The 25,283-nt window shown below is 53.5% G+C and carries 27 protein-coding genes; 9 read left to right on the forward strand and 18 right to left on the reverse strand.

The genetic code is table 11. The annotated features are described in order from the left end of the window. Positions 1 to 42: 42 nt before the first annotated feature. On the forward strand, positions 43 to 1,818 hold the full coding sequence (locus FY046_RS12795; protein ID WP_159338163.1) for a sigma-54-dependent Fis family transcriptional regulator: 1,776 nt from the start codon (positions 43 to 45) through the stop codon (positions 1,816 to 1,818). Positions 1,819 to 1,828: 10 nt separating this feature from the next. On the opposite strand, the gene FY046_RS12800 is transcribed toward FY046_RS12795, so the two are convergent. The 6 genes from FY046_RS12800 to FY046_RS12825 all read right to left on the reverse strand — a co-directional run bounded on the left by FY046_RS12800 (position 1,829) and on the right by FY046_RS12825 (position 6,032). Then, positions 1,829 to 2,224 (reverse strand): YybH family protein, encoded by a 396-nt coding sequence (locus FY046_RS12800; protein ID WP_167863941.1) that lies wholly within the window; start codon positions 2,222 to 2,224, stop codon positions 1,829 to 1,831. A gap of 101 nt (positions 2,225 to 2,325) precedes the next feature. After that, on the reverse strand, positions 2,326 to 3,132 hold the full coding sequence (locus tag FY046_RS12805) for an anti-sigma factor family protein (protein WP_159338165.1): 807 nt from the start codon (positions 3,130 to 3,132) through the stop codon (positions 2,326 to 2,328). Next, entirely contained in the window at positions 3,129 to 3,656 is a 528-nt protein-coding gene (locus tag FY046_RS12810; protein WP_167863940.1) for a sigma-70 family RNA polymerase sigma factor, read from the reverse strand. The genes FY046_RS12805 and FY046_RS12810 overlap by 4 nt, the downstream gene beginning before the upstream one ends. A gap of 12 nt (positions 3,657 to 3,668) precedes the next feature. Then, a complete protein-coding gene (locus FY046_RS12815) occupies positions 3,669 to 4,193 on the reverse strand; it encodes a tetratricopeptide repeat protein (RefSeq protein ID WP_446186120.1) in 525 nt (174 codons plus the stop codon). Between the two features lie 10 nt (positions 4,194 to 4,203). Beyond that, a complete protein-coding gene (locus tag FY046_RS12820) occupies positions 4,204 to 4,788 on the reverse strand; it encodes a cytochrome b (protein ID WP_213202355.1) in 585 nt (194 codons plus the stop codon). Positions 4,789 to 5,399: 611 nt separating this feature from the next. Beyond that, entirely contained in the window at positions 5,400 to 6,032 is a 633-nt protein-coding gene (locus FY046_RS12825; protein WP_422718022.1) for a TetR/AcrR family transcriptional regulator, read from the reverse strand. A gap of 88 nt (positions 6,033 to 6,120) precedes the next feature. On the opposite strand from FY046_RS12825, the gene FY046_RS12830 reads away from it, so the two are divergent. Both FY046_RS12830 and mqo read left to right on the forward strand, forming a co-directional pair. After that, entirely contained in the window at positions 6,121 to 6,981 is an 861-nt protein-coding gene (locus FY046_RS12830) for an aldo/keto reductase family oxidoreductase (protein WP_446186121.1), read from the forward strand. Positions 6,982 to 7,328: 347 nt separating this feature from the next. Beyond that, positions 7,329 to 8,984: a malate dehydrogenase (quinone) gene (gene mqo, locus FY046_RS12835; protein WP_446186122.1), complete on the forward strand. Its 1,656-nt coding sequence runs from the start codon at positions 7,329 to 7,331 to the stop codon at positions 8,982 to 8,984. A 122-nt stretch (positions 8,985 to 9,106) separates the two neighbouring features. Here the strand turns inward: mqo and FY046_RS12840 are convergent, their stop codons facing one another. Together FY046_RS12840 and FY046_RS12845 are read right to left on the reverse strand one after the other, a co-directional pair. Further along, positions 9,107 to 9,496 (reverse strand): hypothetical protein, encoded by a 390-nt coding sequence (locus tag FY046_RS12840; RefSeq protein WP_133846507.1) that lies wholly within the window; start codon positions 9,494 to 9,496, stop codon positions 9,107 to 9,109. A gap of 135 nt (positions 9,497 to 9,631) precedes the next feature. Further along, positions 9,632 to 10,066 (reverse strand): hypothetical protein, encoded by a 435-nt coding sequence (locus FY046_RS12845; protein WP_133846506.1) that lies wholly within the window; start codon positions 10,064 to 10,066, stop codon positions 9,632 to 9,634. A 183-nt stretch (positions 10,067 to 10,249) separates the two neighbouring features. Between FY046_RS12845 and FY046_RS12850 the strand changes: the two genes are divergently transcribed. Beyond that, positions 10,250 to 10,876 carry a Vat family streptogramin A O-acetyltransferase gene (locus FY046_RS12850; protein ID WP_133846505.1) on the forward strand — a complete coding sequence of 209 codons (627 nt, stop codon included), beginning with the start codon at positions 10,250 to 10,252 and terminating at the stop codon, positions 10,874 to 10,876. Positions 10,877 to 10,907: 31 nt separating this feature from the next. Here FY046_RS12850 and FY046_RS12855 read toward each other — a convergent pair whose 3' ends face one another. Next, positions 10,908 to 11,306: a hypothetical protein gene (locus tag FY046_RS12855; protein ID WP_159338173.1), complete on the reverse strand. Its 399-nt coding sequence runs from the start codon at positions 11,304 to 11,306 to the stop codon at positions 10,908 to 10,910. Next, the gene (locus FY046_RS12860) at positions 11,297 to 11,494 is read right to left on the reverse strand and encodes a peptidoglycan recognition protein family protein (protein ID WP_166653765.1); all 198 of its coding nucleotides are present in this window, start codon (positions 11,492 to 11,494) and stop codon (positions 11,297 to 11,299) included. Before FY046_RS12860 ends, FY046_RS12855 begins: the two co-directional genes overlap by 10 nt. Before the next feature lie 295 nt (positions 11,495 to 11,789). Between FY046_RS12860 and FY046_RS12865 the strand changes: the two genes are divergently transcribed. From FY046_RS12865 to FY046_RS12875, 3 genes are read left to right on the forward strand one after another with little or no spacing between them, the layout of a single operon-like run. Continuing rightward, positions 11,790 to 13,241, forward strand: coding sequence for an SrfA family protein (locus tag FY046_RS12865; protein WP_446186123.1), 1,452 nt, complete (start codon positions 11,790 to 11,792; stop codon positions 13,239 to 13,241). After that, the gene (locus tag FY046_RS12870; RefSeq protein WP_159338175.1) at positions 13,241 to 16,225 is read left to right on the forward strand and encodes a virulence factor SrfB; all 2,985 of its coding nucleotides are present in this window, start codon (positions 13,241 to 13,243) and stop codon (positions 16,223 to 16,225) included. Before FY046_RS12865 ends, FY046_RS12870 begins: the two co-directional genes overlap by 1 nt. Beyond that, complete coding sequence (locus tag FY046_RS12875; RefSeq protein WP_446186124.1) at positions 16,222 to 18,612, forward strand: virulence factor SrfC family protein; 2,391 nt, start codon at positions 16,222 to 16,224, stop codon at positions 18,610 to 18,612. The genes FY046_RS12870 and FY046_RS12875 overlap by 4 nt, the downstream gene beginning before the upstream one ends. Here FY046_RS12875 and FY046_RS12880 read toward each other — a convergent pair. The 3 genes from FY046_RS12880 to FY046_RS12890 form a co-directional block, all read right to left on the reverse strand. After that, positions 18,609 to 18,893, reverse strand: a complete 285-nt coding sequence (locus FY046_RS12880) for a barstar family protein (protein ID WP_133846499.1) — start codon at positions 18,891 to 18,893, stop codon at positions 18,609 to 18,611. The two genes, FY046_RS12875 and FY046_RS12880, sit on opposite strands and share 4 nt — an antisense overlap. Before the next feature lies 1 nt (position 18,894). Continuing rightward, positions 18,895 to 19,365 carry a ribonuclease domain-containing protein gene (locus tag FY046_RS12885; RefSeq protein WP_159338176.1) on the reverse strand — a complete coding sequence of 157 codons (471 nt, stop codon included), beginning with the start codon at positions 19,363 to 19,365 and terminating at the stop codon, positions 18,895 to 18,897. Between the two features lie 83 nt (positions 19,366 to 19,448). Beyond that, entirely contained in the window at positions 19,449 to 20,366 is a 918-nt protein-coding gene (locus FY046_RS12890) for a sugar ABC transporter substrate-binding protein (RefSeq protein ID WP_133846497.1), read from the reverse strand. 208 nt (positions 20,367 to 20,574) lie between these two features. Between FY046_RS12890 and FY046_RS12895 the strand changes: the two genes are divergently transcribed. Then, entirely contained in the window at positions 20,575 to 20,733 is a 159-nt protein-coding gene (locus FY046_RS12895) for a hypothetical protein (protein ID WP_171148542.1), read from the forward strand. 873 nt (positions 20,734 to 21,606) lie between these two features. Here FY046_RS12895 and FY046_RS12900 read toward each other — a convergent pair. Beyond that, positions 21,607 to 22,068 (reverse strand): fimbrial protein, encoded by a 462-nt coding sequence (locus tag FY046_RS12900; protein WP_171148543.1) that lies wholly within the window; start codon positions 22,066 to 22,068, stop codon positions 21,607 to 21,609. A gap of 669 nt (positions 22,069 to 22,737) precedes the next feature. On the opposite strand from FY046_RS12900, the gene FY046_RS12905 reads away from it, so the two are divergent. Next, positions 22,738 to 23,040 (forward strand): hypothetical protein, encoded by a 303-nt coding sequence (locus FY046_RS12905; protein WP_133846495.1) that lies wholly within the window; start codon positions 22,738 to 22,740, stop codon positions 23,038 to 23,040. A 339-nt stretch (positions 23,041 to 23,379) separates the two neighbouring features. Here FY046_RS12905 and FY046_RS12910 read toward each other — a convergent pair whose 3' ends face one another. The 4 genes from FY046_RS12910 to FY046_RS12925 all read right to left on the reverse strand — a co-directional run bounded on the left by FY046_RS12910 (position 23,380) and on the right by FY046_RS12925 (position 25,280). Further along, complete coding sequence (locus FY046_RS12910; protein WP_446186125.1) at positions 23,380 to 23,682, reverse strand: hypothetical protein; 303 nt, start codon at positions 23,680 to 23,682, stop codon at positions 23,380 to 23,382. 22 nt (positions 23,683 to 23,704) lie between these two features. Then, entirely contained in the window at positions 23,705 to 23,947 is a 243-nt protein-coding gene (locus tag FY046_RS12915) for a DNA polymerase V (protein WP_446186126.1), read from the reverse strand. A gap of 106 nt (positions 23,948 to 24,053) precedes the next feature. Further along, complete coding sequence (locus FY046_RS12920) at positions 24,054 to 25,079, reverse strand: acyltransferase family protein (protein WP_446186127.1); 1,026 nt, start codon at positions 25,077 to 25,079, stop codon at positions 24,054 to 24,056. Positions 25,080 to 25,154: 75 nt separating this feature from the next. After that, complete coding sequence (locus tag FY046_RS12925; protein ID WP_272952621.1) at positions 25,155 to 25,280, reverse strand: hypothetical protein; 126 nt, start codon at positions 25,278 to 25,280, stop codon at positions 25,155 to 25,157. Between the last annotated feature and the right edge of the window lie 3 nt (positions 25,281 to 25,283).

A 25,283-nucleotide genomic window follows, 5' to 3' on the forward strand; every position in this document is an offset into this window, starting at 1 on the left:
GCTACAATATTGCAACACTGTCACCAGGGCATGAGGTTATCAATGCAGGGAAATTCGTCAGCCGTCAGTACGCCACCGTTTGCGCCAAACCCAGTGCTGAGTGATTCCTGGTTTCGCAGCCAGCTTTACGGTCTGGATCGCCTGTCCGACGACTTTCCCCGCATTCGCCAGGCAGAACTGGCCGATGCCCTCGCCCACCACGCCACGCTGCAACAATTTGCCCAGCCTGCCATCCGGGCATTAGCCGAGAAAATTGCCGAGAAACAGGCCGTGGTGATCCTGTCGGATGCCAGCGGGCTGGTGCTGAACACCTTTGGTGATATGCAGGCGCTGCAAAAAGCGGAACGCTTTGCGCTGGCACCGGGCAATCTCTGGAGTGAGTGCGGGCGCGGCACCAATGCCATCGGCACCGCTCTGGCGATTGATGACTGCTGTGAAATCGACGGCCAGCAGCATTTTCTCACCAGCAACCAGGGGCTGTATTGCGCGGCGATCCCGCTGCAAAGCCCTGGTGGACAGATTGCCGGGGTGCTGGATATCTCCGGCCCGGCACACTTTGCGCATCCGCATACCCTGGCCTGGATCAAAGACGCCGCGAAGCACATTGAATATCTGTGGATCAAGCAGAGCCTGCACCCCGATCAGTGGATGATGAGTCTGCACCGCCAGGTTCAGGGCATTGACCGTGTGGAAGAGTTGCTGCTGGTGTTCTCTGACAATATTCTGATGGCCGCCAACCGCGTGGCGATGCGTGAACTGGAACTGGGAGCGGAACAGTTGGGTTGCCTGACCTTCCAGCAGCTGTTCCCACAGCTCGAACAGCAGGCAAATCAGGTGCCACAGCCGCTCACCACCCGCAGCCAGCAGCACTATTTTTTCCGACTGCGTGCCCCGGCCCGCACACACTTTGCCTCGACCGCCATCACCTCCTCCACTCTGCCGTTCTCGCTGCGAGATGGCGGCGAGAAGATGGTGCGGCTGATCAATGCGGGGGTGTCGCTGTGCCTGCATGGAGAAACCGGCAGTGGTAAAGAATATGTCAGCCGGGCGCTGCATCAGCAGAGCCGCTGGCATCAGGGGAAGTTTGTGGCGATCAACTGCGCGGCCATCCCGGAGTCACTGATCGAATCAGAGCTGTTTGGCTATCAGCCCGGTGCCTTTACCGGGGCCAGTAAGAATGGCTATATCGGGAAAATTCGTGAAGCTGACGGCGGCGTGCTGTTCCTTGATGAAATTGGCGATATGCCGCTGGCGCTGCAAACCCGTCTGCTGCGCGTGTTGCAGGAGAAAGAAGTGGCCCCGCTCGGCTCCAGCCGCAGCTGGCCGGTGAGTTTTGCGGTGATCTGCGCGACCCACCGTAATCTGCCACAGTTAGTGGCTGAGGGTGCGTTCCGTGAGGATCTGCTTTATCGCTTGCAGGAGTTCTCTCTGACGCTGCCACCGTTGCGCGACTGGGCAGAACTGCCTGCTTTTATTCGCCAGCTCTGGCAGGAACTGGGCGGTGAGCAGCGTGGTATTGAGATGACGCCGCTGCTGCGGGATACCCTGGCGCAACATCCGTGGCCGGGTAACGTGCGCCAGTTACGCAGCGTACTGAAAGTGCTGCTGGCGCTCGCCGATGATAACGACGTGCTGGATTGCGACAGCCTCCCTGCGGAGTATCAGCTGGCGGTGAGTGAACCGCTGCCTGCACTGCAACAGCATGATGAACAACTGATCGCCGCCACTCTGCAACGCTTCAACGGTAATGTGAGCAAAACGGCAGAAGCGCTGGGCGTGGCACGCAGCACGCTGTATCGCCGTGCTGCGCGCAAATAATGGGCCGATATCAGGCATCCAGCAGGTCGGTACCGTAGGAGTTATCAACGGTGCAGAGCCAGCGGCCATCAGGCTCCTGCCTGAATACATAGGTGGCGCGCCGGGTGACGGTTAGGGTCTCGCCCGCGCCATCCGGGTAATGCAGCACCGTTTCCATCAGCACCAGCGCATCGCCCGCCCCTTCAATTACCTGCATCGTTCCCTGCTCAACCCGCAGCTGCCCCTGAAAATGGTCAGAGATGGCGATAAACGCCCGGCGGATCTCATCGTGGCCGCGGGCAATCATGCCCGGCTTAATCACCAGTGCGGCATCGGGCGCATACCACGTCATCAACTGGTCAAAATCACGGGCGGTGATCGCGCGGTCGCAGGCTTCGATGATCTGGCGAAGAGGATGTGAACTCATGCGGTGGCTCCTGAAAGGGTGACATGTCCGGTGTTCACCCTGTCATAAACATCAGAGTGAAAACAAGGATATTTTCGCCCTGTCGGCAAAGCCTGTGGTCATCACGTCGGCATCAGTCCCTGACGCAGCAACCCGGCGCTCTGCTGTAGCCACGGTGCCGGGCTTCGCCCAATCAACACGTACTGGTAACCTCCCGCGTGCCACCAGGCCAGATTCATGCCGTGGCGCTGTTCGCCCAGCACCGGGGTGGCACTGTTATGATCCTCGCGGGAAACACACAGCGCCATCGGGCCATACGCACTGTGCTCCCAGGCAATCTGCACAATGCGGGTATCGTCATAGCGCAGCAGGCGCACGCTTTTTAACTCAGCGTCCTGCAGCATGAGCTGTTGCGCGTTCAGGTGCAGGCCCATCGTCTGTGCCGTTCTGGCCAGTGAGCGGTCGATCACCGCTGCGGTGCTGTCCACATCCACCAACGTTTCCGGACTGTAGAGCGACATATACTGCGATTCCAGATCGCGGATTTTCTCGCTATCGCGGCGCGAGCGATTATCCGGGCGCACGAAGTAACCGAAGCCGGAACCGATCACCAGGAAACTCAGTGACGCAGCAATCAGCGCACGGCGGCTGACCTGAGCGCGGACCACGGGCGCCGTTGCCGGGGTTTGCGCCAGCAGACGCTCCAGGTTTGCGTGCAGGCGTGCGCTGGGTGCGGCCTCCAGCAGGGGGTCGAAAGCCTCGGCAAACGGCTGGTTGCTTTTCATCAGTTCGGCGGTGCGGGCCGCCAGCGGTTGATCGCGCTTTAACTGTTGCTCAAAGGCCTGAGCCTCTTCCGCATCCATTTCTGCGTCCAGCCACGCGACTATCGCCTCATCGCTGTAAGGGGGACAAAAACGTTCTCTGTTCACCGGCGTTTCTCCTGTGCAGGCGCTGAAGTTGTCGCACGGGACAACGTGGCTCTTGCCGCTGCCAGACGGCTCATGATGGTGCCGATCGGCACGCACAGCGTGTCAGCAGCTTCCTGATAGGTAAACCCTTCTACATACACCAGAAACACCGCATTACGCTGAGCCTCCGGCAGCCTTTCCACGCGCTGCATCACTTGCTGATACTGCATACGGTCCTCTTCGTGCGACCAGGTATCCGCTGCGTGCAGATCCTCACTGTCGACAAATCCCTGCCCGAGCCGCACGCGCCTGGCACGCAGATCGTTGATCCACACCGAGTGCAACAAGGTGAACAGCCAGCGATCGATGCGTGTTCCCGGCGTAAACTGGGCGCTGCGTTCCAGCGCCCGTACACAGGTGGTTTGTACCAGCTCTTCGGCCACATCACGATTACGTGACAGCACCATCCCGTAACGCCATAAGCGTTCAAGATGGGCAGCCAGATGGTTTCGGACTTCACTACGGGTGATTTTTCTACCCTCCACACGGATTCATCATCAGGATTCAGGGTGACCGTTAATCGCGGCCTGCAAATCCCGATACTCTTCACAGTTCACACCGCACAAGGTCTTGATGGCAGCAAGCTGCTCACGGGCCAGATCGGGACGTCCTTTGATCATCCAGGCTTCACCCAGGTATTCACGCACTTTGGCATAGCGCGGATCCAGCGCCACCGAGCGTTGATAATAGCCGATCCCTTCATCTGTGCGCCCTAATTTGCGTGTGGCGTAGCCGCGATAGTTCCAGGCTTCGCGGGTATCCGGATTTTTCAGGGTATCCAGCAGGTTAAGTGCTGACTGATACTCCCCTTTTTTCGCCAGATGATAAGCATAACGGGTTTTATCATCATCGCTGAGACGGCTGGTTTTCTCGGGTACACACTGCTTGCTGCCGCTGTCATACACCTGGCCTTTCGGGCAATCCGGGGTTTTGCTTTCACTGCTGCTGTCGCCCATGGACAGAGCCAGGGGCGCATACAACGTCAGTAACAGTGCAGGCAGGATTATCGTTAATTTTTTCATGATGTTAGCCTTATTGGGATGATGAGGAACGACGCGCGGGCAGCATACGGCGCAGCACGTTATCGCGCAGAACATAGTGGTGGAACAGAGCAGCCAGCGCGTGAGCGCAGGCAAGGATAATCAGCGCCCAGGCCACGTTATCGTGCCAGCCGCCGATCTGATGACGCAGTGACGGATCGACCGCGATCCAGGCCGGAATATCTAACAGGCCAAAAAAGCTGAACGGCTCCTGCTGTGCCCAGCGGAACAGAAATCCCAGAGAGATTTGTGCAAACAGCAGCAGATACAGCGCTCCGTGCATGGCATGCGCCAGGATGCGCGTCGGTCGCGACCCGGCCACGGGTGGCATGGCAAAACGCGCCTGTCGCTGGCTGTAGAGACGCCATAACGGCCGCACAATCATCACCAGTGCCAACAAAATGCCGCAGGAGATATGTACGGACTGCAACCCTTTACGCAGCGGCGTGCCACGCGCCAGCAGTTCCCAGATATGGGCAGAAGCAAAAAGGAAAATGACGCTGGCGGCAGTGATCCAGTGCAGCGTCAGGGCAAAGGTGTCATAGCGCTGACGCAGCGGGAGAGAGGTGTGAGACATGGCGATCGGTTTCCTGTCACGGTGGAAGATGATCGGTTAACGTCTCAGGGCGGGTTTCTATTCGAAAAAAACAGATTTTATTTTAGTACGGTTACTGGGGCCAGTAATGAAGAAAATTGCGGGGCGATCCGGGCGGACAGGTACGGGGATGAACTATCTGAAAACGTACAATGAAACAATAAGGGAAAATAATATCACTGAGGTAGCCTTCCACTTTTTACTCTTTTCAAAAATAAAATAGAAAAGTTGCATCATGATGATAAAGGCAACCAGTACAGAGGAAACGAGATGCTGATTACTTGAATCATTAACAATAGAGTGAGGGGGCACCGAAGGATCCATTTCACTCATCCATGAGTACTTATCAACACCGAGTACATACAATAAAATCATAGAAAAAAGATAAATAGGTAAAATGGAAAATCTCAATAAAATAATCATACTAACCCCCACAATAAAAACCTTTCCTGTACTGCACAAAGCATCATCTTAATTGATTGGCAATGTTTAACTATCGTAAGTTTCCGAAACTAATGAAGTTAAACCCGTTGTCTACCGCGATTCCTGAAGCAGACTGCTCTTAATGACCTCAGCCCAGAGCTGAGCCACGCTCAGCGTGGCAACGAAACGTGCTCCAGATAGCTCAGGCATAACAGTTCGAGCTGGCCTGCAAGACGCTCCATATCCTGCTGCTCAGGGTCGCCTTCCAGCAGCAGCCGTATCGGCCCGATCAGTGCGCCCATAAACACAAACGTCACCCCCGGCGTATCGGCAAACCGCCTGTCGCTGGCACTGTCCAGCATCGTTTCCAGCGCCAGGCGATTGCGCGCTTCCACGCTGCGCACATAGCTGCGCGTATCCAGTTCGCTGGCGACAGCATACAGCGCCGCCGACTCGTGCAGGTTCTCGGTTTTCACCTGCATAAACACGCTGACAATATGTTTCACCATCACTGCCAGTGGCTGACCCTGTGCGGATAACGCGGCACCTTCCATTATGCTTACCAGCCTCTCCAGATGGCGTTGTAACAGCGCAAACAGCAGCGCCTGCTTCTGGGGAAAATACTGGTACAGCGTCCCCACCGACACGCCAGCCCGCTCGGCCACGCGGATCGTGGTCAACCGGGGCAGCCCTTCCGCCAGCAAAACCTGAATAGTCGCCTCGAGGATCACCTCAACGGTGGCCTGCGATCGCGCCTGCCGCGGCTGTTTGCGCGCTTCAAGTCCCTTAGCGTTGTCGTTCATCATATGCGAATTCACAACCTGAATAATTATTCGTATTTTATTGGAACACCTTACGGTTTTTTCTACAACCTCGATCTGGAGCCTGACAATGACGATAAAAAATGCCGGAACCTGTGTACTTGGCGACCGCGTAGTCACCCGCATGGGTTATGGTGCGATGCAGCTGGCTGGTCCCCATGTTTTCGGGCCGCCGCGGGATCGCCAGGCCGCCATCGCCGTGCTGCGGGCGGTGGTGGAAAGCGGGATTAATCATATCGATACCAGTGATTTTTACGGCCCGCACATCACCAACCAGCTGATCGCCGAAGCGCTGCATCCCTATGCGGATGACCTGACCCTTGTCACCAAAGTGGGTGCTGTGCGCGGCAGTGACGGTTCCTGGAACCCGGCGATGTCCCCTGCGGAACTGCAAAGCGCGGTGCATGATAATCTGCGCAATCTGAAGCGAGAGGTACTGGATGTGGTTAACCTGCGGCTGATGTTTGATATGTTCCAGCCTGCCGAAGGCGATATTGAAGCCTCACTGACGGCTTTGCTCGAACTGAAAGAACAGGGACTGATTCGCCATATCGGGTTGAGTAATGTCTCAGCAGCCCAGATCGCCCAGGGGCGCAGTATCACGCCGATCGTGTGCGTGCAGAATATGTATAACCTCGCCCATCGTCAGGATGACGCATTGATTGACCAGCTGGCACAAGACGGCATCGCTTTCGTGCCCTTCTTCCCGCTCGGCGGGTTCTCTCCTTTGCAGAGCGCCGCACTGAGCGAGGCGGCCGTTGCCTGTGAGGCCACCCCGCTTCAGGTGGCGCTGGCGTGGTGGCTGCAACGCTCACCCAATATCCTGCTGATCCCCGGCACCTCATCACTCGCTCACCTGGAGCAAAATCTGGCGAGCGCACAGCTCGAATTGCCGCACGACGTGCTGGATGCATTAAATCGCATCGGTTAACATTTCATGCTGTACCGCCCGGAACAACACATCAATGGGGAAAATGAGGGGAAAAAACGGCAAATGAACCTTCGCTGCCGTCGACTTCCCCCTCATTTTTTGCCCTTATTGCGCTGGCGGTAATCGCCAGCTTGATTATTCTTTTTCTCATGCTTTTTCAGCCAATTAATAACCCTCTATTTTGTGTTTTAAAACTAAATAAACCTGACGAGTAATTAAAATAAACGTTAAGTAATTAAATTAATTTCGTGATTTGATTTAAACATAATAAATAGTTATTAACTTTTCGTTAAATTGCGCTAAAATATCACCTCAATTTGTTAACCTATATTGATGCGTTATTTAAAATGTCTAACTCCAAAAAAACGATTCCCCTGCTTTCTCTGTCAGCTTTACTGGTTTGCACCAGTACCTGGGCTGAAACCCCTGCCACGCAGAAAACCGACGTACTGCTGATCGGTGGCGGTATCATGAGCGCCTCCCTTGGCACCTGGTTACAGGAACTTCAGCCAGGCTGGAAACAGCTGATGGTAGAGAAGCTGGACGGCGTGGCCCTTGAATCCTCTAACGGCTGGAACAATGCCGGTACGGGTCACTCGGCAAATATGGAGCTGAACTATACGCCAGAGCGTCCAGACGGTTCCATTGATGTGTCCAAGGCGCTGGAAATTAACGAACAGTTTATGATTTCCCGCCAGTTCTGGACCGCACAGGTGAAACGCGGCATTTTAAATAACCCGCACTCCTTTATTAATTCCACGCCACATATGAGTTTCGTCTGGGGTGACACCAACGTCAATTACCTGACCAAACGCTATGAAGCGTTACAGCAGACCACGCTGTTCCAGGGAATGAAATTCTCTACCGATCCAAATCAAATTAAACAGTGGGCACCCCTGACCATTGAAGGCCGCGATCCTAATCAGAAAATCGCTGCCACCTGGACCCCGGTCGGAACTGACGTTAACTACGGTGAAATCACCCGTCAGCTGATCGGCAGCCTGAAGAAAGATAAAAACTTCACGCTGGAAACCTCAGCGGAAGCCACCGATTTTAAACGTAATGCCGATAACTCCTGGCACGTGACCATCACCGATGTGAAAAGCGGTGAAGAGCACAGCGTTGATGCGAAATACGTCTTTATCGGTGCAGGCGGCGGTGCGTTGAAGCTGCTGCAGAAAACCGGCATCCCGGAAGCGGATAACTATGCAGGCTTCCCGGTGGGTGGTTCGTTCCTCGTGAGCGAAAACCCTGAGATTACCAAACAGCATACTGAAAAAGTCTACGGCCAGGCGTCAGTAGGCGCACCACCGATGTCTGTACCGCATCTGGATGCCCGCTACCTTGACGGTAAGCGCGTGGTACTGTTTGGGCCGTTCGCGACCTTCTCTACCAAGTTCCTGAAAAATGGCTCGCTGTTTGATCTGTTAAGCACCACCACCACCAGCAACTTTATGCCAATGACGCACGTGGGTATGGATAACTTCGACCTGGTGAAATACCTGATTGGTCAGGTGATGCTGGATGACAACGACCGCTTTGAAGCGCTGAAAGAGTACTACCCGAATGCGCGTAAAGAAGACTGGAAACTGATTCAGGCCGGTCAGCGCGTGCAGATCATCAAGAAAGATGAAGATAAAGGCGGCGTGCTGAAACTCGGTACTGAAATTGTGACCGATCAGCAGAAAACCCTGGCGGCCCTGTTGGGTGCTTCTCCGGGTGCTTCCACCGCAGCACCTATCACTCTGAACGTGATGAAAAAGCTGTTCCCTGAGCAGTTCAACTCACCCGAGTGGCAGAGCAAGATCCGCACTATCGTTCCAAGCTATGGCCAGCAGTTGAATGGCAACACCGCGCTGACTCAGCAGGTGTGGGATGATACCGCAGCGACCCTGCAGCTGGTGAAACCACCGGTGATTAATATGAACAATACGAAGCCGTCTGACGCTCCTTCTCAGCCTGAGAAGCGTGCCGAAAGCCCGCAACACGATATGGCGCTGTAATCGCCCTGCCCCTGGCCTGTTCCAGGGGCAATCTTCTTTCTGTTCTGCTCTCCCTGCTTTCCTGCTCCTCTCTTTTTTACTATCCCTGCCTTTTTATTATCCAGGCTTTTTATCCTGGCTTTTTATCCAGGTAAGCGGGCGACTTCACTAAACGCCGCTTTATCCCGTGCGACCGAATAGGCCACCGTCGTCACTTCATTGTGTGATGTGGTGACATCCACCGAAGGGATCGTCACGCGGCCCAGCAACGTCGGCACGTAGCCACCGACTTTATGTTTGCCTTCCGGCACATGCAACAGTGTCCCTTCGCCATTGTCCAGAACCCCCGCATCTCGTCCATCCACGGTGACGACGACCGCAGAACCATCATCAGTCTGAGTCACAATATGCGACACGTTAATCTGCGTGGGGCCTCGGGCATACTGATCGTCAGGAACCTCTACGGATTGGCGCGCGCAACCCGTCAATAGCAGTGCGGCAGTGAGGGTGGTTAGGGTAAGGCGATATAACATGGAAGACTCTCCATCGGAAAATGAACTGACCATTATAGCGGCTCAGTGCGGAGAGATCGGCAGTACAGGGTTAGGGATCGTCTGAGAATGGGGGCGATTACCCTGTTCCTTGCGTGGAACAGGGTAAGAACAGCATCAGCCTGCGGCTTTTTCTGTCAGGGTAAACGCGGGTTTGTTTTTGGTGACGGAATAGGACACATGCGTTGCCTGATCCGTTTTGGTGGTGACTTCCACCGACTGAATGGTCACACGGCCCAGGCCGAACAGTGTCTGAACATAGCCACCGACCTTATGCTTGCCTTCAGGAACAAACAGTTCTTTGTTTTCTCCGCGCGTCAGCGTACCGGCTTCAACGCCGTCGATGGTCAGGATGACGGAGGAGCCATCGTCAGCACGGGAGATAACGTGGGTCACGTTAAGCTGCGTCGGGCCGGCAGCAAACGCGGAAACCGCAGGTGTCGCTTCGGCGGCAGATACATCTACCGTTGCCGGGGCCTGCGTTGTTTTGTGGCTGCAACCTGCCAGCATTAAGGTGGCCGTGAGCGCGGCGAGCGTGGAACGAGAAAACATGAAGCGGTCTATCCTCAGCGTAATTTCAGACGGCTATAATACTCCTGCACCAGGCTAAAAACACCCGTCTCTGATTAGGGTTGTTCTTAATTTACGAGAAGTTTACATCTGCTGCGCCCGATTTGAACCCGATCCGGGCCTGCGGTCTATACTGCCCCTCAGGATTTCATTTCAGGAGTATCTATGCACGGACCCGATCCCGCCACTCTTCACCCCTTACCTGGCTTTCCGCAGGTCTGCTTTATCAAAAATAGCGTGAGCAACCCCAATATCCTGATTGGTGATTACACCTATTACGACGACCCGGAAGGTGCAGAGAACTTTGAGCGTAATGTGCTTTATCACTACCCGTTCATCGGCGATAAGCTGATTATTGGTAAATTTTGCGCCCTGGCGCGCGGGGTGAAATTTATCATGAATGGCGCCAATCATAAGACCTCCGGCCTCTCTACCTTCCCTTTCTTTATCTTCGGCAACGGCTGGGAAAGTGCTGCGCCCGAGCCTGGTGACCTGCCCTATAAAGGCGACACCCGCGTGGGTAATGACGTGTGGATGGGTTATGACTGCCTGATTATGCCCGGCGTCACCATCGGTAACGGCGCGATTATCTCATCACGTTCAGTGGTGGTGTCTGATGTTCCTGCTTACAGCATTGTAGGAGGAAACCCGGCGAAGGTGATCCGTCAGCGTTTCAGCGATGAAGTGATTGCCGAGCTGGAGAAAATCGCCTGGTGGGACTGGTCGCCAGAGAAGATCACGCAGAATCTGGCGGCGATCAGTGGCGGTGATGTTGCGCGTTTACGGCAATAACGGATGGACCGGGTAACAGAGGGGGGTATTTCTATTCCAACCCCCATCCATTATTGACATGAAGAAAAGACACTTCCTTTCCATCATTCTTCTTATCTTTAAAGGTTACCCATCCATAACCACTATCGTGCATTACCCAATCCCCATAAGAGCCGTCCTTAAACGTTACCGTGCCAGAGGCGATGCAAGGCGTGTAATACTCGTGCATCCATCCGTATCCATTTTCTTCAGCTTTAGAGAAGTAGTTGATAAGTTTCTCTTTGGTGGGTTTAAATAATTTACATCCCTCGGCGTAGTTGTAAGGATCTTCCTTATCGATTTCATCGAAGTAACCACTCTTGATAATTTCTACATGTGCTACTTCTCTTGCTGCCTCAGCAGATAAGGAAAGTAGTGTAAATGCATAAAGTAAGTATTTTGCTATTTCCATTTTGCTGTACTCGCTTCCGTTTTGTTTTTCCTTCCTATATCAGGATGCCTGTAAACCTCAGTCATAGGAACATTAAATTTAGAAGCAATCTCAGAAACAAGCCATTTAAGAGACTCATTTTGTTTATCTGTAACAGCCTCATAAACCTCTTTATTTTTAGGGCCAGCAGTACGCCCTACGATTAACACGTTTACGACTCCATCGCGGGCGAGATCCCAAAAATGCGATATTATGCGATTCAATATTAGAAGTCATTAATGAAACTAATATAACCTGTATATCAGAACTGAACATGCAGTCAGCAGTCGACAGATGACGATGGTCACCAGCACTGGCGAAATCTTCACCAGATCACCGGGTTATGCCCTAAGTACTCACCTGTTTTATTGCTTATTTGCGCATTTGATTTAAGTCACGTACAACTAAAATAGTCTGATTACACACGCTTTTTACTTCCGAACTCTGACTATAAGGTCTCTTTGCGTGGCAAAAATCTTCTTACGCAGCGGTAATCTCGACGCCATCCTCGCCCTCGGTGAGAACGGACAGCCCGTTTATCTGTCGGCTTTGCAACTGCGCGAAACCCTGCGCCTGAGAAAACAATCGCAGGTTGCCGACTGCCTGGCTATCCCGCAGCCGAACGATGCCGGAGACCGCCTTGACTGGTACTCCCCGGTGGAGGGAAAAGTCACCTCCTGGGCCGCTGCCAGCAACGCTGCGCGCACCGCAGCACTGAATCAACTGCTGGCCTGTCAGACCACGATTGCCGACATCGGCGAACGTGCGCAGCAGTCGGATAAACCCAGCCAGAAACTGTTTGGCGCCCTGCTCAACAAAGCCCTGCAATTCCCCGATCAAAACTACGTTTACCTTGTCGGTGGCAAACCGGTGATTACCTTCTGGGGCTTTGTCAGCCTGGATAAAAAATCACGTCAGGATGTCTTCGACTGTCTGCGCATTGAAGAAGATGATGTGCCGTCCCTCGGTCTGTCGCGCCTGGCTCCTGCTGCTGCGCCGCTGGTCACGCCGACTTCGATTGCCGCGACAGTCTCCCCGGTGATTGCCCCGCTGATCGCGCCCGAGCCTGCTGTGGCCGCGCCTGTTCCGGTGCCGCCTCCGGTGGTGGTTCCGCCGATGCCAGCACTGGAAATTATCGATGAGCCAGAAGCGGTTGAGGAATCCGAGCCAGAGTCTGCTCCAGTGGCACCTGCCGCTGCAACCACGAAACCGAAAGCTAAAATCTGGCTGCGTTACAGCTGGGTATTGCCCGCCGTTGCTCTGCTGATCACCTTTGGCGTGCAGCTGAAAAACCGCAGCGACAAACCGGCAGAAGAACCGCATGATGCGCCCATCGCCAAACAAACGGCCGCTGAACCCGCACCACAGCCTGAACCTCAGCCTGTCGCGACCGCCGCGGCGGTGGTTCCGGTGAAAACCACCACACTGCCGCTGGCCGCAGCAGTGATTGCACCTGTTCCAGCTACCCCGGCGGTAGCAGCGACAGAGCCTGCTCCGGCCCCTGAAGCGGTCGCGGATGCGCGTCCGGCAGGCAAAGATGACCTGGTGATGCCGCAGGATGCCGTTAAGATTGGTTCAACGAAATTCCTCAACGGCAACTGGCGTGTGCTGGTGCAGAAAAACCTGCCGACCGGCACCCCACCGATGCTGAAATATCAGCTGAAGAACGGCAAAGGCACTGCCCGCATTACCCAGGGAAGTGGCGTCACCTGTAAGGTGGATGTGTTTGCCGGGCTGATGTCTTCCGGTAACCTGGTGATTAACAGCCGCACCAAAGCACGCTGCACCGACGGTTCCCGCTATCAGATGCCGGAACTGGTGTGTAAACAGGGTCTGACTGGTGCTGCCGAATGCAGTGGCCGCTATAACGACGACACCGTGCTGCCAATGACCATGAAGCGTGAGAGTAAATCATAATGCTGGCGACAATTGCTGACTTCAAACCGAATATGACGCTGGTTCAGAACAGCGGCATTCAGTTCCTCGACTTTGCGTTAAACCCGGATCTGAACGCTGACTGGCCGGGAAAATTTGTCCGTCAGACCGCGAATGGCCCGCTGCTGCGCCTGAATTATCACGCGCAGGCCGGGAAATACCTGCTGCCACAGGCGGCGGGCACACCACCGGAAGTGGTGAAACCCGAATTCAGCTTCCCGCTGGCACAGTCGCTGACGCTGCTTAACGGTCAGTGGTTGCCGCTGCCGTTCTTCCGTTTTAATCCTCCTCGCACCTTTATTGGTGGGCCGGATAACTGGGCACGCGTGCGCATCGTGGCACTGGATACGCCGGACGCCAATGGTAATACTCACCGCGTGGTGCTGGCGTTCGATACCAAAGTCTGGGCCGATGGAGAGGATGAATCGCTGGCGCTGAACGTTAACGATGTGAAGAACGGCGTCAGTTTTGCGCTGGCCCATCGCAGCGATGAACTGGGTGAGTTTCTCGATCACACCTGGATTGACGGCTGGCTGCGCGAGGCCTTTACTCAGGCAGCCGCCACGCTGGAACAGCGCCCGCAGGTGAACATCAAAGCATCACTGCGTGAGTTCGAGTACCAGGCACACTATCTGAATATTCTGCATCTGCTCGGTCAGCAACTCTCCGTGCCGGAGCTGAAAATCAGCGCGGCCACCCTTCAGGAACCCGCCATTGCCGTTGATTTGATCCTCGACGTCGGCAACTCACACACCTGCGGCATCATGGTGGAAGATCATGTTGACGATCATCAGGGGCTGAAGCACACCTACGAATTGCAGATGCGTAACCTCAGCGAGCCGCATCAGCTGTATAACGAGCTGTTTGAAAGCCGGGTGGAGTTCGCCCAGGCCAGTTTTGGTAAGCAGAACTTCTCATTGGAAAGTGGCCGTGATGATGCCTTTATCTGGCCTTCCATTACCCGCGTCGGCCGTGAAGCCGGGCAGCTGGCGTTACAGCGCCTTGGCACTGAAGGCGCCACCGGTCTCTCCAGCCCGCGTCGTTATCTGTGGGATGAAGAGAGCTATACGCCGGGCTGGCGCTTCAGCCGCACGCCGGGCAATGTGTTGCAGGAACCGCTGGCGACGGCACTGCCGCTGACCTATCTGATCAATGACGAGGGCCAGCCGCTCTACAGCATTCCGCTGGAAGAACGCCTGCCGGTGTTCGCGCCGCACTACAGCCGCAGTTCGGTGATGAGCCTGATGCTTTCTGAACTGCTGGCGCAGGCGCTGTTGCAGATGAACAGCCCGCTGCAACGCCAGAAGATGCTGCACAGCAGCGCCCCGCGCCAGCTGCGCAATATTATCCTCACCCTGCCGTCGGCGATGCCAAAGCCGGAACGTGAGATCTTCCGCCGCCGGATGCTGGAAGCCATTGCACTGGTGTGGAAAGCGATGGGCTGGCACCCGATGGATGATGATTTCACCAGCGCCGCTGATAAAGCCAAAAGCAGCGTACCGGTGCCGGATGTGCAGATGGAGTGGGATGAAGCCACCTGTGGGCAGATGGTGTACCTGTATAACGAAACCCAGGTGAACTTTGGCGGCCGTGCCGAAGCCTTCTTCGCCAGCATGGCGCGTCCGGATCGCGCGCGCGCCGCCGATGAACCGGCGGGCAAAACGCTGCGCATTGCCTCCATTGATATTGGCGGCGGCACCACCGACCTGGCGATTACCCAGTACCGCCTGGACGACGGCGTGGGCAACAACGTCAAAATCATGCCGCGCCTGCTGTTCCGTGAAGGCTTTAAGCTGGCGGGTGACGATATTCTGCTGGATGTGATCCAACTGTACGTGCTGCCCGCTTTGCAGGGTGCATTTAAGCAGGCAGGCATGGTCAATCCGGAAGCAGTGATGACGCGTCTGTTCGGGCATGAAGGCCGTCTTGACGGGCACTCCACGCTGCGTCAGCAGGTGACATTACAACTGTTTATTCCGCTGGGCCAGGCGATCCTCGAAGCCTATGAGACTTTCGACCCGCTCGATCTGACGGCTGAAATTGATGCCCGCTTTGGTGAACTGCTGGCACAGGCACCGACGGAAAAATTACTCGACTATATTAACCGCGAGATCCAGCGCGAGCTGCCGGGCGAAGCCAAAGGCTTTGATATTCTCTCGGTGCCGCTGATTGTGCGCCTCAGCAAACTGCATGCGGAGTTCCTCTCCCCGCGTATGAATATCACGCACAGCCTGCGTTCCATGTCCGAAGTGGTGGCGGTTTATGATTGTGACGTGCTGTTGCTGACCGGGCGCCCTTCGCGCTTCCCCGGTGTTCAGGCGCTGTTCCGCCATCTGCAACCGCTGCCGGTCAGCCGCATTCTGTCGCTGGATGGTTACCACACCAATGACTGGTATCCGTTCAACAAGCAGGGAAAAATCGAGAACCCGAAATCAACGGCGGCGGTGGGTGCGATGCTATGCCTGCTGTCACTTGACCTGCGACTGGCTAACTTCTGGTTTAAAGCCGGTGATTTCCAGCCGTACTCAACAATCCGCTATCTTGGCATGCTCGACGGCACCGGCGCACTGACGGCCGAAAACGTCTGGTACAGTGATATCGATCTGGATCAGCACAACTTCACGCTGGATGTCCGCAGCCGCTTCCAGGTACGCGGGGCCATCACGCTTGGCTTCCGTCAGTTGGATAACGACCGCTGGCCTGCTTCGCCGCTCTATACATTGACCATTGTGGATTCTCAGCTGGCGCGCAGCGTTGCGGGCGATAAAGTGTTACGTATCAAGCTGGCGGTCAGCCGTCCGTTTGGTGAATTTGGCCCGGAACGGTTTGATATTGCCGATGCCACTCTGGATGATGGCAGCCAGGTGCCGCTGGAGCATCTGCGCCTGCGTCTGAATACGCTGGCCAGCAGCGCTTCAGGTATGGCGCATTACTGGATTGACAGCGGGAGCGTCTACAAGAAATGAAATCTCTGAATAAAATCCTGACCGCCCAGGCGAATAAAAAACGTGATGCCCTGACCCAGGGCATTGAGCAGGCGCTGGCCTGGCTGGATGTGAACCGTTCGCAGGCGCCTCGCCTGAATATGGAAGCGGATCGTCTGGCGATCAAACTGCTGCGTCAGCATAACCATGCCAGCGTACTGGCGCGGAATACCCCGCTGAACTGTGCCATTGGGCTGTTTGGCCTGGCCCAGGCGGGCAAGTCCTATTTGATTGGTGCACTGGCATCCAGCGAGAAAGGCCGCCTGGAATGTGCACTGGGTAACAGCGTGGTGGATTACGCCAGCCAGCTCAATCCACAGCAGCATACAGCGAATCTGGTGCAGCGCTTCAGCGGCCAGCAGCAGAGCAGCGACAGCAACTGGCCGGTACAGCTCTCCCTGTTGACCGAATGTGATTTGGTGGCGGTGCTGGCACTGCAATACGCGCAACGTGGCAGTGACACTGTCACGCCACTGGATGAATCCCAGCTGGGCGAACGCGTGCAAAACGTGGCGATGTATCGCCAGCCGGAACCGGTTGCAGGCATTAACCGCCATCAGATGGTGGCGTTGTGGGATGCACTGACCATCAGCCTGGCGCGCAGCAGCGCGCTGGACAGCCATTTCTGGCCGCAGGCCGTTGAACTCGCACCGCAGCTGGGTGTTGACGACCGCGCCAGACTGTTCTCCCTGTTGTGGGGCGAAGATCGTCAGCTGACGGCGCTGTATCGCCAGCTGGCCCACGTGCTGCATCACCTCTCCTGCGTGCCGCAGGTGCTGGCACCGTTAAGCGTGCTGGATGAACCCTCTTACAGTCTGTTAAACAGCTCCGGGGTCAGCCAGTTTAATGCCACAGCCGACCTGACGTTGCAGGTGGTGCCGCGCCATAACGGTTGCGCACTCGCCCCGGTCAGCGTGGCGCTGGCCGAACTGACGCTGCTCAGCCGTGAAGTGCTGCTGCCGCTCTATAGCGCGCCGCGTGAAGAGCTGTTTACCGAAGTCGACCTGCTCGATTTCCCGGGCTTTATCGAATTAACCGTGTTGCCTGACGACGAGCATCACGAACTGGCGCTGGAGTTTTTACAGGCTCGTCGCCCGTTCCTGTTACAGCGTGCAGCCATTGAGCAGGATGTGACCCATCTGCTGGTGTGCAGCGCCTCGGCTCACCGTAATGAAACCCGCCATATTGGCCGCCTGCTCGACTTCTGGGTAAAACAGACCCAGGGCGAGACCACCGCGCAGCGAACCGGTCGTAAGCCGGGGTTGATCTGGGCGATGACCCCGTTCGATCAGCGCATTACTCACGGCCACAATCATGATGCCGCCGTGCAGCGCTTTGTTGGCAACCCGGGTGATGCCTGGGGCGCCATGCTGGCGATGGATGAGAAAGGCGTGCAGCGTATGGCGGGCTATCTGGTCAATGAAGTGCGCACCGACAGCAAACTGGCGCGTATTGCCACACAGCGTGCCGAGATCCAGCGCGAACTGAGTGAAAATCTGCTTGGTCGCTGGTATCAGGCAGCCGAAGGGGAAGATCCGGCGGAGCGTCTGCGTATTGCGGAATCCCTGTTAAAAGCCCTGCAAACCCGTACCGGGGTGCACGGTGAACTGCTGGAGCGCCTGGTGCCGGTACGCGATACGCTGCGCCATCTTTTCCTGCAACGTCAGTTGCGTACCGAACGCACCGCCGCCGATGAGTACAGTATCAACGAAGACGATCCTTTTGGCATCGGAATGACCATCGACCTGCTCAGCGACGAACCGCTCACTGCGGTACAGACCAGCTATCACAGCGTGCCCGCCGTCGATCAGGAAGCGGAGTTTGCGCAGAGCGTGTATCGCCACTGGGTGAATCAGCTGCGCCTGCTGCCGGACAACGGCCCACTGCTCGAGTTGTTAGGCGTGAGTAAGCCCACGCTGGAGATGCTGACCGAAGAGCTGATCACCGCCAGCGTGCGCCAGGAATTAGAAGGTTCCCTGATGCGCGTGCTGGCCGACAGCGATGCGCAAGGGCTGCCTCCAGAGCAGATTGCCGACCGCCAGGTCTCCAGGGCGCTCAGCGTGCTGGGTGATTTTGTCGCCTGGCTCGGGTTCCAGCAGTTGCCGGAAGCGCAGCGCCCGGAAAGCCGCATCAACCGGGGGCAGAAGATTTTTGCCAAACCGGAAGCGCAGACCGTCAACCTCGGGCCTGGTCAGCGCCTGACGCGCCTGGCACTGAAGCCCAACAACCATGCAGCGTTTTATATTTACGACTGGCTGGTGGGGTTAAATGAGATGATTGTGCAGAATGCCGGTTATGCCGCTTCGCGCGAAATCAGTCTGGAACAGCGCGAGAAACTGGCGCAAATTTTGAAGGTTATCCGCCGCTAATCTCCGGCGGGCATTCGGCTGACACGCACACTGAATGCCCCGCCGGTTTCCTGCTCTGCCTCCTGCATCACCGCCAGAATGCGCTCCAGCGCCGCCCGCTGCGGATGCCGATCGAGATGTCGCAGGGTGATGCGCACCGGCAGTTCAATCCCCGCCGTTAACATATCCCACAGCGCATCGAGATTGTTCCCGAAGTAGCTCAGGTCAAATTTCAGCGCAAACTGACGGTAGAAATCGTCGCTGTCGCGCACCTGCTGTAAATCGAACGTCGCCATCTGCATCTCAGTTCACCTGCTCAAAGTGACGGTAATGGTCGCGGGTCACATAGATCAGGCCATCGCTGGAATAGAGCATGCGATCCGTTCCACGCCGCCCGCACTGATAGTTAACGTCAGCCTCGAACCAGTGCCGTCCGTTTTTCTCCGGCAAGCCCCCTTCACGATTACTGAAGCGATCGCCCCCGATTGCCCGGCCAGGCAGCACGTCACACAGATTGCCTTTGGACGGATCCCAGCCCTGACGCCGCGCATCCCCTTTGCGGATGTAATAGTCCGGCAGCCGCTGGTGCTGATGCAGATAGTCCGCCACGCGCTGTTGCTGCGTCAGCGCGCTGATGTCGTTGCTGCCGTTCTGCTGGCGGGATACGGGTTGCTCATGGCGGGTGGCAGGCGCACGCGACTCGCCCTGTTGACGCAGACCGGCGTAGCTGGCGACGATCGCCAAGATAGCGGCAATAATGAGTTTTTTATTCATTTGAGCAGTTTAGCAAAACGACGATGCGGAGCGAGGGGAAAAATGCACAGCGGCCTTGTTCTCAGGGCCGCTGGCAGAAAAGATTACTTCTCTTCGTACTTTTTCATATTTTCCGGGGTGACCAGCTCAAACGGGATCCAGTGATAGGAATCGAGTTTTTCGCCTTTGATCATGCGCTGGGCCACATCCACAGAGGCTTTGCCCTGGCCTACCGCATCCTGGAATACCGTGACCTGCATTTTACCGGAGGACATCGCTTTCAGGCCGTCCGGCGTGGCATCAATCCCGCCCACCAGCACTTTGCTGTCTTTTTTACCGGACTGTTGCAGTGCCATAATGGCACCAATCGCCATTTCATCATTGTTGGCGGCCACAATATCGATCTCTTCACCGTTGGTGATCCAGCTCAGCATCAGGTCCATCCCTTCGCTGCGCGAGTAGTTGGCGCTCTGCTTCTGCACCACTTTCATTTTCGGGTATTTGGCCACCACCTGTTCAACGTCTTTGGTACGTTGCAGCGCACCTGCATCGCTGAGGTTACCGATCATCACGCCCACTTTACCCTGATAGTTAGCCAGACGCGCCAGCTCTTCCATCTGCAAGGTGCCTGACTGTTTCTCATCAGAACCAACAAACACCACACCCGGCGGCAGCGTTTTATCACCTGGTGTGCGGTTAACATACACCAGCGGCACTTTGGCCTGGCTGACCAGTTTGGTCATCGCCGGGGTGCCCGCCGAGTTGACCGGGTCAACGATAATCGCATCCACACCGGCACTGATAAAACTCTGAACCTGATCGGTCTGACGCCCTACGTCGCCGCGCGCATCTTCAAACTGTACGGTGATCCCGCGTGCCTTCGCTTCTTTATCGATGGCCTGGCGAATAATAGTCAGGAAGTTCTGGTCGAAGTAGGCCATTGAAACACCAATGGTTTCAGCCAGTGCAGAAGTGGAGCAGCTTAACGCCGCAACCAGCAGCAGTTTTTTCATATGTTTCATTATTATTCTCCAGAGGCAGCAAGATGTTCGCACGGGTTAAATGAAATGCAATAACCGTATTTAGAGGATAATGAAATAAATGGTTTGTCAGCAATCAAAATTTAACGAAACCATAACATCGGTCACGCTTTAGCGTTCAGTGTCAGCGTTTGGGTTATAGTGCTTTCTATTCTCACTGGACTGAAAGATGTTTTGCTAAGGAGTCAGCATGTCGACATTTATCCTCACCGCCCTGCCACTACTGGCTATCGGCCTGTTCTTTATCGCCCTTTTCTTGCGTAAACAAGATAAAAACTATCTGATCCCTGGCGCTACGATGCTGCTGGCAGGACTGGTCAATCTCGTGGTTGGCATAGTGGTGGGTTAAGAAAAAATTATATTTCTCATTCTTACTGGCGCTTTTTTGACCTGAGGCTATTCTTAGCCCGGGATCATTGCTGGTTCCGTTAATGGTGCAGATTATACCGCCCGGCGAAAGCCGGGTTTTTTATGCCTGACGATCGGGGAGGGTTACTCTGCATGACCGATTCACACCAGGCCGAACAGCATATTATGCCAGATCCGAAATTACTCCCCTCGGAGAACGCGAGACACGGCACTGAATATTCAGCATGTTTATGCTTCTAATTGCAGGTTATTTGTACGTATAGCAGCATAAAATAAAATTACAGCATGAAAGCCTGTTTAACACTTCAGCATCTGCACCACACATGGCAGGATAAGGCCTTAAGGATCCCCGGTTATTTGTGGCTGACAGTCTGGTTTCAGGTCTGAGGCCAGTTTGAGCACGCCGGAACGGCAACGGCCGCATCCATGCGGGCCTCGGCACGCGACGTCCTGTCGCGTGACGTCCGGCTTACCTCAAACTGGCCCCATCCCCGCAGAGCAGTTGCTCGCTGTGGATTTTAAAACCGCCACGACAATGCGATTTATCGTAGAGGTCGATCGTTTTTTCCGATCGCTCCGTGTTGATGGTGTGTGCCACTGGCAAACCGAAAGAACTTAGCCTGTACAGGTTTATGCCTGTCATATTTTATGGGATACCTCAGGTATGCCCCTCTCAACACAGGATGTCGTCGCCATGAACAAGAAAATTATCACGATCGTCGTGATTGGAATGGGTTTGGTTGCCTGGTACTTCGGGGCCGAACTGCAGGAATACATCAGAGAAGGGTTTGCGCCTCCACAGTAACAACTCAGCCCCGGACGATGCCGGGGCTGACGTTTAGCTCACTCACTATCACATGTACGCCAGGGTGAAGACGGCATTGGCGACAAGAGGGCCTGCCATCACAGGGACGTGCGTGGCAATCAGGCTGGATGTGAACCTGATCACGTTTGGCCCTGGGTAAACTGGATAGTCGCGTGCTTCGTTTATTGGCACAATATTGCCGTCATCGTCTTGCAACTGAACCCCCACCGTGGGATTGGTTGTACCGATAACCCCATCGATGACGTCGGAGGCAACGCCGTTGAAAGTAATACTCACTTTTTGCGCATCCGGGTTATTAAACCGTATTTCAAATATCACGCCTGAGGCCGTTTCATCCACCATAGTGAAAAGGCTTTCACTCACCTGCCCCATATCCACATTAATATCTGGTCGACCCGGTTCGGCCGACTCAATAGCTCGACGCAAGAGTGGAAGGGTCATTGACCCACTGATAACTTTTGCTTTGAAATTAACCATTCCGTTAGACATAAGAACTCCTTTAATACACTGTTAATAAAAGTAATTGTATTTACCTGGTTATCACTCAGCGCTGATGACGCCTTGCCACTATATCACCACGTGGTGAGTAATTGTGAGATAACGGGTTGTTGTGTAAGGGATGGCAGTTTCTTGGTGAAGGTAGAGATCCTCCGATATACTGCATGGCAGAGCTGGGGATATGCTGACCCATAGGAACGATTTAAGCGACTAGCTGCAAGAAGATGTGCATTACCTGTAAAAGGAAAGGCCAGGGTCAGGACATCATTACCAGATAGAGCAGCCGGTTAAAATCCTCCCTGGTGCTACAGAAAATATGCACATGAGCAGTGTGATTATCGATGGTATAAAGAACACGATATTTGTAACTGTTCAGAATGCGGTTGCTATATAACCAGCGTCAGTGCCGTCAATAATTTACGACAAATTCTTCCCCACCTTCCACTTAGGTGTCCGTCATTTGTCTTCTTCATCTCCGCAGGTCTATCAAGTAGAATTTAATGCTTAATAGCCTTTCTATTTTGGGAAGTTTCCATTGAGAACTAGAAAACCAAGAGAATGGCTGGTCGATGCTAACAAGCTCTGGGTTGTTTTATTGAAAGAAATCTATAATAAAAAACCCTATTACATACTTACCGCCTACCCCATAAAGTGATGATCATGGAAAAATATGAAACGATAAAAGTGTTTCTGACAACCTTCTTAGGCAACGATGCGGATGCCTACGGAGAAAACTATCCTGAGATCGTTGACGCTGCAACTGAATTGGTTACCGGATTGAAATCAGATCTTCAGAACGAAGCCTCTGAATTCATCCGTGAGTTCTCAGATAATGAAACAGCCAGGTTGTATCTTAATAATCTCACCCAGGGAGATATCGGTGATGTCTCTTTTTTACGCCCTTCTCCTTTTGAATTCGTTTCCTGGCTTGCCATTTACTTAAAGGAAAAAGAGATCGAGTAACAGCATGCCGCTGCCTGGCAGGCACTAACTCACCCATAAACCACACCCATAACCAACATAAACAACGGTGTGGTTAGCGCAGAGAAAAGCGTGGTCAAAAGCATGCTGGTAGCGGCTGGCCCGGTGAGAGCGTTAAACTGCTGCGACAGTACTGTGACTAAAATAACGTAACGAATTGATATTTATCTGATAATTTCGTCTTTTGCTGGATTGTTGCCATTCTTTTTGCTGTTATAAATCACTTAGATAACATCAAGTTAAAAATAGTTTTGCAGAATACATTGCAAAGAAAAAACCATATAATACTGTTCATAAACACATTGGTTTTGCAGGCCACATCTAAATCGTCGGACTGCCCCAGTCATAGTGTTGGGTGATCGTCAGTGCGACCTTCCCCATCACGATCACTTCACTCAACGCGTCGCCTTCTATCACATCACCGTCCGGCGTCACGATACATCCCCCCATCATTTTCCCGATCGCCAGTTCCCCGAATATTTCATAACACAGCGTGTCTCCATCACGGGGTGTAAGCGCAGCATCAACTACGTAATTAAGACCGCCGAACTCAATGAAAGATGTCGCTGCCGGGTGATGGACGAACAGTCGGTTGAGGCATGGCCGATCTTCAATGTAGTCCATAGCTGGTGAAGGAAAGCCCATATCAGTAGCCTCCGTTGTTCGGGTTAAAGAGCTGGAACGTCCGATGTTCACCCTCTTCCGTAGATACGTCGCGAAACGTGCTCTGATAGTGCTCTATCCACTGATTAGCCTCTTTCAACGTCCAGTCGTAATTAACCGCCGCCAGGGCATTCACAAAATCAGCGGTGGCGACAGTGCGCCGACCGCTGGACTCAACTTTTATGCTTTCTCTAAATGCTAACGGAATGTCATCTCGCCTGCCCATGCCCACCTCTATACTGTTTGGATATACAGTATTATTTGATCGGTTAACCGAAATGGTCAACCGGATGAGTTGGGGAATTTGTTAGGTCTATGATCTGTGGGAGAAATTAGATGCCACCCTGTCTCAAGCCGCCATCCCTTTCTTTGCTAATTAAAATTCTATTTTTTAGCCAGATTCCCACAGGGCGCTCAACATAAAGGTAAGTAAGTGCTGCCACTGCAACACTTAACAAAACTGATGAAGCTATGAATACTATTGCGTTACCACTATTACCGAAAATCCATAACATGGAAGATATTACGATTCTATGTATCAGATATAAAGAGTATGAAGATGCGCCTAAAAACATCATTAAATCACTTGTTTTTATTTCTACATCAGAAGAAACCAGACAAAGAACTATAAGGAAGGAAGGTATTCCCCAATAAATAAATCGATACTTATCACTTAAAAGCATCATTGCAATTACGCACAAGGAAACTATTATCCATAGATATTTCTTGCTTAATGTAGGCTTGCGTAATTTACTTTTTGTTATTAAAGCAATAAGAACTCCAAGCAAAAACTCGAACACTATTCCATTGTGATAAAAACTCATAAAGTCAAAACTTCCGCTAATTACGTAAAGTAATGAAACAAGGATAATTAAAGGAATTCCGATTCTCTTGCTGAACAAAACAATAGATATTGACATCAATGCATAAAAAGCAACTTCCATATTCAAAGACCAGCCAACGCTATGTACTGGTAGGTATATGCCCTGAAGATTCTTGCTTGGTATAAATAGTAAGCTCTTTAAAATTCCATCAAAGCTTATATCGCTAAGAGGGTAAATATCAAAATTAATATAAAGCATGGCAGTAAATATAATAGTAGTAAACCAGTACATTGGGGCTATTCTTATGATTCTATCTATTATAAAATAAAGTGCGCCCTTTGGTTTATTTGTGTAAGATGAAAAAATCACATACCCACTTATTACAAAGAATATATCAACACCAAACGCCAATTGGTGGGTGAACAATTTATTTATAAAGTTACTACCGGTTTCAATACCATGCTGCCTGCAGGCATGGTATATAACAATGGCGAATGCAGCGTAGAACCTCAAGGCCTGTAGACTTCTAATCATTGCGGTGTCTTAACTTTTTAAAGAGTGGTAAATTACATGCTAAATTTTTAGTTGTCAATATACCACCCAAGTTATTCAGCTCTGATATACTTCTTCTAAGTGATCATCAACCTCTTCCTTTGTGGCTTCTCTTGCTCCTTCAGTTTTGTCTCCAGTGTAAATCCATCCTTCTTTATGAACCCACCATTTCTGCTCGTACATAGC

The organism is Erwinia sp. 1181_3, from assembly GCF_052824965.1.